Here is a 6,908-nt window from a genome sequence, read left to right on the forward strand (position 1 = left end):
GTTTTGATGGAGAATGGTTCGGGATGTGTTCATACCGCTCCGGGTCATGGGGAAGACGACTACCGTATCGGGCTTCGTTATAACCTCGAAGTGGTGATGCCGGTTGATGAGACGGGTTGTTATGATAACACCGTTGTCCGTGAAAAACTTCTTCCAAATCCTGAAGAGTTCGTCGGTAAACACATCTTTAAATGCAATGAACCGATTATCGAATTGCTTGGTGACAAAGCGCTTAAAATCTCTAAATTTCGTCACTCCTATCCGCATTGCTGGAGAAGCCATACGCCGTTGATCTATCGTGCGACAAAACAATGGTTCATCAGCGTGGACGGTACTCCGGAGGGTGAGACGAAAACCCTTCGTGAAATCGCTCAAGCCGAAGTAGCTAAAACAGCATTTTATCCTGAGAGCGGACGTAATCGTTTGGGTTCAATGGTCGAGAATCGTCCTGATTGGTGTATTTCCCGTCAGCGTGACTGGGGAGTCCCTATCGCATTTTTCCGTGTCAAAGCGACCGGAGAAGTGATTTTGGATGAGAAAGTTCTCAACTTTATCGCGATGATTTTCGAGATGCACAGCACCGATGCGTGGTACTCGATGAGCATCGAAGAGCTTCTCTATCCGGGATGTCCGTACAAAGCGGACGAACTCGAAAAAGTCTCCGACATTCTCGACGTTTGGTTTGATAGCGGTTCGACGTGGAATGCGGTACTAAAATCGCGTAACTACGATGCAGGAGAATTTCCGGCTGATTTGTATATCGAAGGTAGCGATCAGCACCGTGGATGGTTCCAAAGTTCACTTTTCTTGAGTACGGCTGTGGAACATATCGCTCCGTACAAAGCTCTTTTGACTCACGGTTTCACCGTCGATGAGAAGGGTGAGAAGATGTCTAAATCTAAAGGGAATGTTGTCGCTCCTGAAAAAGTTTTGAAAGAGTATGGCTCTGAGATTTTACGTCTATGGGTTGCGATGAGCGATTATCAGGGGGATTTGAAAATCTCGGATAATATCCTTAAGCAAACGGCGGATCAATACCGAAAACTACGTAATACCTTCCGTATTATGCTGGCGAACCTCGATGGACTCGAGAAAATTGTCCCGTACAGTGAAATGGGTGAGATCGATAAATGGATTGTTGCTAAAGCTAAAGAGGTGTTTGATGAAACCCATCGTTTGTTCGGAGAGTACAACTTCGTTCATGGAATGAGCGGGCTGAACTATTTCATCGTTAATGATCTCAGCGGGGTCTATATTGATATTACTAAAGATCGTATGTACTGTGACGGTGCAAACTCAAGTGAACGCCGCTCAACACAGAGTGCAATGGCGATCATCGCTAAATCGATGCTTGGGTTGATCGCTCCGATTTTGACCTATACCGCTGATGAGATTTTCGAGAATGCTCCCTCTATTTTAAAGGGAGAGGCTAACGATATCTTCGATGTGACCTATGCCTCAATCGAAGCGGTTGAGAGTAATTGGGATGACGCAACGATGAAAGTGATCCGTGAAAAATTCAATGAGATCGTGGATGGATTGAAGAAAGAGAAAGTGATTAAAAATACCCTTGAACTCGTTATCTCTACGAAGTCAGAGTCTGCAAAAGCGATGAAAAAAGCAGACATTGAAGAGTATCTGGTTATCTCAAAATGGTGTGCGTGTGAGCTTAACGATATTTTAGGGACATTCGAAATTGAGGGTGATACCTTTAATATCGCCCTCGCTTCCAAAGCCAAATGCCCTCGCTGTTGGAAATACCATAGCGAAGACGAACAGTCGTTGTGTCCGCGTTGTGCGCAGGTTATTGCATAATGATCGATGTCACACAACCCGTCCCGATGAGCTTTGTAGCCGAAACGGTCGGGGTTATTTTCATCGTAATCGCTTTGGGTATTATGATGGTAAGAAATGCAAAACGTAGAAAGGAAAGTGTATGATAACACTTAAAGAGGCGTTAAAGCTCTCAAAAGAAGAACTCAGTTCACTCAAAGAGGAATTGAAAGCCAAGATTGCCGCAAACCCTGAACTCAATGCCTATATCGATGTCCTCAATGTCGGTGAGGGGATCCCGATCGCGATCAAAGACAACATCCAAGTCACGGGTTGGTCGGTCACATCGGGATCGAATATTCTCAAAGGATACATTGCTCCCTACAATGCGACCGTTATCGAAAAGCTTTTGTCCGCAAATATGTCACCGTTTGGTCGTACGAATATGGACGAATTTGCGATGGGCTCAACCACTGAGAGTAGCTGCTACGGTAAAACCCTCAATCCACTGAATCATAACTGTGTTCCGGGAGGAAGCTCGGGCGGTTCGGCTGCGGCAGTTGCGGCAGGTTTAGCGGTTGCGGCATTGGGTAGCGATACGGGTGGATCGATTCGTCAACCGGCAGCATTTTGCGGAATCGTCGGGATGAAACCGACCTATGGACGTGTTAGCCGTTACGGATTGGGTGCGTATGCAAGCTCTCTCGATCAAATCGGACCGATGACCCAAAACGTCGAAGATGCGGCGATTTTGTACGATATTATCCAAGGGCACGATCTGAAAGATTCGACGAGTAGCGAACGCAATGACGGCACGGTGAGTGATAAACTCGATGCGAATGTGAAGCTGACCATCGCTATTATTCCCGATTATGTCAAAGATGCTTCCGAGGATGTCCGCAAAGCGTATGCCAAAGCGATCGATGTACTGAAAAGTGCAGGGCATACCATTGTCGAGAAAAGCTTAATGGATCCGAAATACGATATTTCAGCCTATTACATCACCGCAACGGCGGAAGCGACGACCAATCTTGCCCGATACGACGGTATTCGATACGGTAATCGTGTAGAGGGTGAAAACCTCAAAGACACCTTTTTACAAACCCGTTCGCGTGGATTCGGTGCCGAGGTGCAACGCCGTATTATGCTCGGTAACTTTGTCCTCTCATCAGGTTATTACGATGCTTATTACGTCAAAGCCCAAAAAGTACGCTCATTGATCCAAGAGGAGTATAATAAGATTTTCGAAGAAGTTGATCTTATTTTAACTCCGGTAGCTCCACGCACGGCGTATGAGTTCGGTGCTCTTAGTGATCCGCTTGAGATGTATTTGAGCGATATTTACACTATTTCGGTCAATCTCGCAGGTCTTCCGGCGATTTCGATTCCCGTTGATACCGCGACAAACGGTATGCCTGTCGGTCTTCAACTCATTGCCGCTCCGTATGCGGAGCAAACACTCTTTAACGGGGCTCTTAGCCTCGAAACTCAACTCAAAGGACAATTATCATGAATATACGTAAACGTGCCCTCACTTTTGAAGATGTATTACTTATCCCGAAATACTCTGAGGTTCTCCCAAAAGAGGTGAGTTTAAAAACGATGTTAACCCGTAATATTCCCCTCAATATTCCGATGGTTTCAGCCGCAATGGACACGGTTACCGAATACCGTGCGGCGATCGCTATGGCACATTTGGGCGGGATCGGGATTATCCATAAAAATATGGATATTGAAACCCAAGTCAAACAGATCAAAAAAGTGAAAAAATCCGAAAGCGGTATCATTATCGATCCGATTTTTGTTCATCCTGATGCGACACTCGAAGATGCGGAAGCGTTGATGAATGAATTTAAAATTTCAGGTGTTCCGGTTGTTGATACTCATAATAAATTGCTTGGAATTTTGACCAACCGTGATATGCGTTTTGAAAAAGATTTGTCTAAATTGGCAATCGATGCGATGACTCCTATGCCTCTTATTACGGCAAAAGCAGGGATCACTTTGGCGGAAGCTGAGCAAATGATGCACGTTAACAAGATCGAAAAACTCCCGATTATCGATGATAACGGGTTGCTCAAAGGGCTTGTTACGATTAAAGATATTAAAAAGCGTATCGAATACCCTTATGCGAACAAAGATGATTTCGGTCGTCTGCGTGTCGGTGCGGCTATCGGTGTGGGTCAGTTGGATCGTGCACGCGCTCTTGTTGATGCGGGTGTCGATGTTTTGGTTTTGGATTCGGCTCACGGTCACTCCAAGGGGATTTTGGATACCGTTAAAGCGATCAAAAAAGAGATGGTGGTTGATATTATCGCCGGAAATGTTGCGACGGGAGAAGCGACGTTGGCACTCATCGAAGCGGGTGCTGACGGTGTCAAAGTCGGTATCGGACCGGGATCGATCTGTACAACTCGTATCGTGGCAGGTGTGGGTGTTCCTCAAATTTCGGCTATCGATGAGTGTGCGGCAGTGGGACGCAAACACGGAGTACCGATCATCGCTGATGGTGGTATCCGCTATTCAGGTGACATCGCTAAAGCGTTAGCCGTTGGTGCAAGCGTTATTATGGCGGGATCACTCCTTGCAGGTACTGAAGAATCCCCAGGCGATACGATCATGTATCAAGGGCGTCAATATAAATCATACCGCGGTATGGGCTCGATCGGAGCTATGACCAAAGGCTCAACGGATCGTTATTTCCAAGAAGGTACGGCAGCAGATAAACTGGTTCCTGAGGGGATCGAGGGGCGTGTACCGTTTCGTGGAAGTATTGCTGCGGTAGTGCATCAAATGATGGGCGGTCTACGTTCTTCTATGGGATATTGCGGCTCTGAGAGCATCGAAGCGTTCTGGGATAAGGCAGAATTCGTAGAGATCACCAGTGCAGGGCTTAAAGAGTCCCATGTGCATGATGTTATTATCACTCAAGAAGCACCGAATTACCACGTATAAAAAAAATTATGATGTGACACACTTTTTGGGCAAAGCCCGAAAAGTGGCAGGGACAAATGTCCCTACAACCCCCTAAAGCTACCCACATCTTTCGGATGCGGGAGAAAATAAGGACATATAATGCAATTACAAACCGAAGCGCTACACGCGGGATACGATAAAGATACCCAAAGTACGATGGCAGTTCCGATTTATCAAACGACGGCATACGAATTTCGCGATGTTGAACACGCGGCAAATCTATTTGCTCTCAAAGAGCTAGGGAATATCTATACCCGCCTAAATAACCCTACCACCGATGTTTTTGAAAAACGTTTCGCGACTTTAGAGGGTGGCGCGGCAGGTTTGGCGACTTCGAGCGGAATGGCGGCGATTTTCTACGCTATTGCCAATGCGGCGGAAGCGGGAGATAATATTATCTGCGCTCGTCAGCTCTACGGCGGAACATTGACCCAAGCCTCATATACATTGAAACGTTTCGGGATTCAGGCGCGCTATTTTGATGTACAAAATCCGAGTGAGATCGAAGTGTTGATCGATGATAAAACCAAAGCGATCTTTTTCGAGACGTTGACCAATCCGAGTATCGATGTGGCTGACATTTCAGCTATTACAGCTATTGCGAAAAAACACGGTATCCTCACGATCGTTGATAATACGGTCGCCACTCCGGTTCTTTGTCGTCCACTAGAACATGGAGTAGATGTTGTTGTCCACAGTGCCAGTAAATATACGACAGGTCAAGGTCTTGCCATTGGCGGGATAATGGTTGAACGCAACGGATTGGTCGATTTTATCAAAGGAAACGGACGTTACCCTCAGTTTAACGAAGCCGATGAGAGTTATCACGGTTTGGTTTATGTGGATGTGCCGTTGCCACTTTTTTGTCTTCGTGCTCGCTTATCGCTTTTACGCGATTTGGGTGCCGTTGTATCACCGTTTAACTCTTGGCTCTTTATTCAGGGGATTGAAACGCTCTCTCTTCGTATGAGAGAACATTCACGGAACGCTCAAGCCGTTGCAGAGTTTTTAGAGTCTCATCCGTTGGTCAAAAAAGTGAACTATCCGGGGTTGAAAAGCAACAGTAACTATACCAATGCGCAACGCTATTTTGAAAACGGTATGTCAAGCGGCTTGCTCAGTTTTGAGGTAGAGAGTTTCGAATCTGCGAAAAAAATCGTGGATGCGACAAACCTTTTCTCTTTGGTTGTTAATATCGGAGATAGCAAATCGATTATCACTCATCCGGCATCGACGACCCATCAGCAATTATCTCAAGAAGAGTTGGTGGCATGTGGTGTACCATCAGGTCTTATCCGTTTGAGTATCGGGCTTGAAGCATCGTCAGATTTGATCGATGATTTAACTCAGGCATTGAACGCGTAAAGGCTCGTATGTTAAATTTGCAGATTAAGAGTGAGCATTTTACTAACCCTCTCTATTTGGAGAGTGGTCGTATTTTGGAACCGTATGACATCATTTATGAGACGTACGGTGAGCTCAATGAAGCGAAAGATAATGTGATCGTAATTTGTCATGCTCTTACAGGTTCTCACCATGCGGCAGGGACGTATGATGGGGATAACAAGAGCGGATGGTGGGATGGACTCATAGGTCAGGGAAAAGCGGTCAATACCGACAAATTTTTCGTGATCTGTACCAATGTACTCGGAAGCTGTTTCGGCTCAACCGGACCAATGTCACCTCGTTATCCCTATAATGAACCCTACCGTTATAAATTCCCGGTTATTACAATCCTCGATATGGTCAAAGCACAGCGGATTTTGTTCGATCGTTTGGGAATCCATCAAGTTCATGCGATTATCGGTGGATCGATGGGGGGGATGCAGGCGTTGGCCTTTGGTGTCTTTTTCCCAAATTTTGCCAAAAAAATTATCGCAATGGCGACGACCGCAGCAACCCAACCGTGGGCAATCGCATTTAACAAAGTAGCTCAAGAGGCGATTCTAAAAGATCCTGAATTTAAAAACGGCTATTATGACCCCGAAGCGATTCGTGAAAACGGTCTAAGCGGTATGGCAATCGGACGGATGGCAGGGCATATCAGCTTTTTATCGCATCAATCGATGACTAAAAAGTTCGGTCGTGAATACAAGCGGACGGATGGCTTATTTGAACTGTTCGGTAAATTTCAGGTTGAATCGTATTTGGAGTACAAC

General features: G+C 45.9%; 5 protein-coding genes. All 5 read left to right on the forward strand.

Annotated features, from left to right (window positions below):
• Positions 1–1,815: class I tRNA ligase family protein (locus tag WA010_RS08605; protein WP_422556718.1), on the forward strand; the 1,815-nt coding region annotated here is incomplete at its 5' end.
• Positions 1,816–1,936: 121 nt separating this feature from the next.
• On the forward strand, positions 1,937–3,286 hold the full coding sequence (gene gatA, locus WA010_RS08610) for an Asp-tRNA(Asn)/Glu-tRNA(Gln) amidotransferase subunit GatA (protein WP_422556719.1): 1,350 nt from the start codon (positions 1,937–1,939) through the stop codon (positions 3,284–3,286).
• Positions 3,283–4,728: an IMP dehydrogenase gene (gene guaB / locus WA010_RS08615; protein ID WP_422556720.1), complete on the forward strand. Its 1,446-nt coding sequence runs from the start codon at positions 3,283–3,285 to the stop codon at positions 4,726–4,728. Before gatA ends, guaB begins: the two co-directional genes overlap by 4 nt.
• Positions 4,729–4,848: 120 nt before the next feature.
• Positions 4,849–6,114 (forward strand): O-acetylhomoserine aminocarboxypropyltransferase/cysteine synthase family protein, encoded by a 1,266-nt coding sequence (locus WA010_RS08620; RefSeq protein WP_422556721.1) that lies wholly within the window; start codon positions 4,849–4,851, stop codon positions 6,112–6,114.
• An 8-nt stretch (positions 6,115–6,122) separates the two neighbouring features.
• A partial coding sequence (locus WA010_RS08625) for a homoserine O-acetyltransferase family protein (protein ID WP_422556722.1) occupies positions 6,123–6,908 on the forward strand: 786 nt, incomplete at its 3' end.

Source organism: Sulfuricurvum sp., assembly GCF_049305995.1.
Lineage (GTDB): Bacteria > Campylobacterota > Campylobacteria > Campylobacterales > Sulfurimonadaceae > Sulfuricurvum.

Excerpts from the sequence above, each read along its gene's own strand:
- gatA (WP_422556719.1), top strand. The coding sequence starts at position 1,937 with ATGATAACACTTAAAGAGGCGTTAAAGCTCTCAAAAGAAGAACTCAGT.
- guaB (WP_422556720.1), top strand. The coding sequence starts at position 3,283 with ATGAATATACGTAAACGTGCCCTCACTTTTGAAGATGTATTACTTATC.
- WA010_RS08620 (WP_422556721.1), top strand. The coding sequence starts at position 4,849 with ATGCAATTACAAACCGAAGCGCTACACGCGGGATACGATAAAGATACC.